Raw genomic sequence first — 2711 nt, 5'->3', positions numbered from 1 at the left:
CCGGCCACGATCAGGCCCTTGTACAGCGCCGGCATCACGTTCTTCATGCCGGGGCTGGCCTTGACGAAGTAGCAGCCGATGATGGAGGCAATGATGGACACCCCGCCGAGCGCCAGCGGGTAGACGACGCCGGCCAGCGCGCTGCTGCCGGTGATCATCAACGCGCTGAGCGCCATCGCGGCGATCAGCGTGACCGCGTAGGTCTCGAACAGGTCGGCCGCCATGCCGGCGCAGTCGCCGACGTTGTCACCGACGTTGTCGGCAATGACTGCCGGGTTGCGCGGGTCGTCCTCGGGGATGCCGGCTTCGACCTTGCCCACCAGGTCGGCACCGACGTCCGCACCCTTGGTGAAGATGCCGCCGCCCAGGCGCGCGAATATGGAGATCAGCGAGGAGCCGAAGGCCAGGCCCAGCATGGGCTTGAGCGCCGTGCTGTCATGCCCGCCGCCGATGGCCATGTAGAAGCCGCCCACGCCCAGCAGGCCCAGGCCCACGACCAGCATGCCGGTGATGGCGCCGCCCTTGAAGGCGACATCCAGCGCCGGGCCAATGCCCTTGGAGGCGGCCTGCGCGGTGCGCACATTGGCGCGCACCGAGATGTTCATGCCGATGAAGCCGCAGATGCCCGACAGCACCGCGCCGATAACGAAGCCGATGGCCGTCGTCGTTCCCAGGCCCGACACCGCGATGGCGATGGCCAGCACGACGCCGACGATGCCGATGGTGCGGTACTGCCGGCCGAGGTAGGCGGCGGCACCTTGCTGGATCGCCGCGGCGATCTCCTGCATGCGGGCATTGCCCGCATCCTGACTCAGGATCCAGCTTCGTTGGATGAAGCCATAAAGAACGGCCGCGAGGCCGCAAGCCAGCGCGAAATACAGCGCCACTTCTGTCGACATGTATGAGTCTCCTGTTTAGCGTGTCATCTGTGGCCCGCGGCAGGGTATGCCGGGGCTCGGCGGCCGAGCTTAAGGGCCGGGTTTGACGGCCGGGTTGCACGTTTACCAGCGATGTTGGGGAAACCTAGAATGCGGGTTTTCCTTAGCCCTAAAAGACGACCATGAGCCTGCACAACGTGACCCCCGGCGCCAAGGTGCCTGACGAGTTCAACGTCATCATCGAAATCCCGATGAATGCCGACCCGATCAAGTACGAGGTGGACAAGGAGAGCGGTGCGCTGTTCGTCGACCGCTTCCTGACGACGCCTATGTACTACCCGTGCAACTACGGGTACATCCCCAGGACGCTGGCGGACGACGGTGACCCGGTCGACGTGCTCGTCATCACCCCCTTCGCGCTGACGCCCGGCGTCGTCGTGACCTGCCGCCCCCTGGGCGTGCTGATGATGGACGACGAGGCCGGCGGCGACGCCAAGCTGCTGGCCGTGCCCACCAGCAAGATCCTGCCCATGTACGACCACTGGCAGAAGATCGAAGACGTGAACCCGGCCCGCCTGTCCGCGATCCAGCACTTCTTCGAGCACTACAAGGACCTGGAGAAGGGCAAGTGGGTCAAGGTCAAGGGCTGGGAAGGCCCGGAGAAGGCCAAGTCCGAGATTGCTGAAGGCCTGGCGAATTACGCCAAGGACCTGCCGAAGTAAGAGCGGGCCGTCTGGCCGTCGAAGAGCGCCTGAGCGGGTCTGAGGCGCTCTTTTTCATGGCGTCGCCGCGGGGCTGAAGTGCTCGGCCAGCAAGGCGGCGGCGTTGACCGGCTTGTAGAGCGTGGCGTCGAACAGGCCCGCCAGTTCGGATGCGAGCGGGCGATCGACGAGGGCGATGCACCGGCGTGACGCACCGCTGGCACGCCAGTGCTGCACCTGTGCAAGGCCGTCTGCATCCAGCAGGCAGGGGTCGCACAGCAGCAGATCCGCCGGCGCAAGCAGCGCGCCGGGCGCGGGCCGCAGCACCTCGACGTTGGCGGCGAATAGCAGTTCGGCGACGCGGTCGGCATGGCCCTGCGGCGCGTCGATCAGCAGTGCAAGCAGGTCGGTCTCGGCGGTCTCGACAGGTGTGACGCCGTCGGCGGGCATCAGGACCTCCTCGGCGCGACCTGCGCTCAGCGGCAGCAAGAACGAGAAGCGGCTGCCCTGGCCCACGGCGCTGTGCAGTTCGATCTGGCTGCCCATGGCCTCGACGATGTGTTTGGCCACCGCCAGGCCCAGGCCCGAGCCAGCCTCGGCGCGCTGATTCTCTTGCGGCGGAGCTTGCCAGAAGGGTTCGAACAGCCGGGCCTGGTCCGCGGGCGCAATGCCGCTGCCGGTGTCAGCCACTTCGAAGCACCAGACGCCCGGCGCCGTACTGCTTGGCATGACGCTCAGTTCGATCTGACCGCCGGTAGTGAACTTGGCGGCGTTGGACAAGAGGTTGAGCAGCACCTGGCGCAGGCGCTTGGCGTCGGCCAGCACCACGGCCGGCAATTCCGGGTCTATGCCTGCCCGAAAGGCGTTGCGGTGCTGGCGCGCCAGCAGCTCGCCTTGCTTTGCCAGCTCGTGCAGCAGGCCGTGGATGTAGAGCGGAGCGGGCACCAGGTCCAGCTCATGCAGCTCGCCGCGCGAGAACTCGACGAGCTCATCGATCAGCGCCAACTGGTAGCCCACGCTGTGCTCCACGCTGGCGCGCAGTTGCTGGTCGCGCCGGCCGCCGCCGCCGAGCAGGCGCAGATAGCTCACCGTCGCGGCCAGCGGTGCGCGCAGGTCGTGGCCAATGAAGGCC

The 2711-nt window shown here is 67.0% G+C and carries 3 protein-coding genes; 1 reads left to right on the top strand and 2 read right to left on the bottom strand.

Features of this window, described 5'->3' with window-relative positions:
• The coding region (locus ACXJKR_RS29250) for a sodium/proton-translocating pyrophosphatase (RefSeq protein WP_457325838.1) at positions 1 to 899 on the bottom strand (899 nt) is incomplete at its 3' end.
• Positions 900 to 1060: 161 nt separating this feature from the next.
• Between ACXJKR_RS29250 and ppa the strand changes: the two genes are divergently transcribed.
• Positions 1061 to 1600, top strand: coding sequence for an inorganic diphosphatase (ppa, locus tag ACXJKR_RS29245; protein WP_056198301.1), 540 nt, complete (start codon positions 1061 to 1063; stop codon positions 1598 to 1600).
• 54 nt (positions 1601 to 1654) lie between these two features.
• Here ppa and ACXJKR_RS29240 read toward each other — a convergent pair.
• Positions 1655 to 2711 (bottom strand): sensor histidine kinase (locus tag ACXJKR_RS29240; RefSeq protein ID WP_457325837.1); only part of this gene is annotated, 1057 nt, incomplete at its 5' end.

Source organism: Roseateles sp. P5_E11, from assembly GCF_054049355.1.
This window is presented reverse-complemented; position numbering and strand designations above follow the sequence as displayed.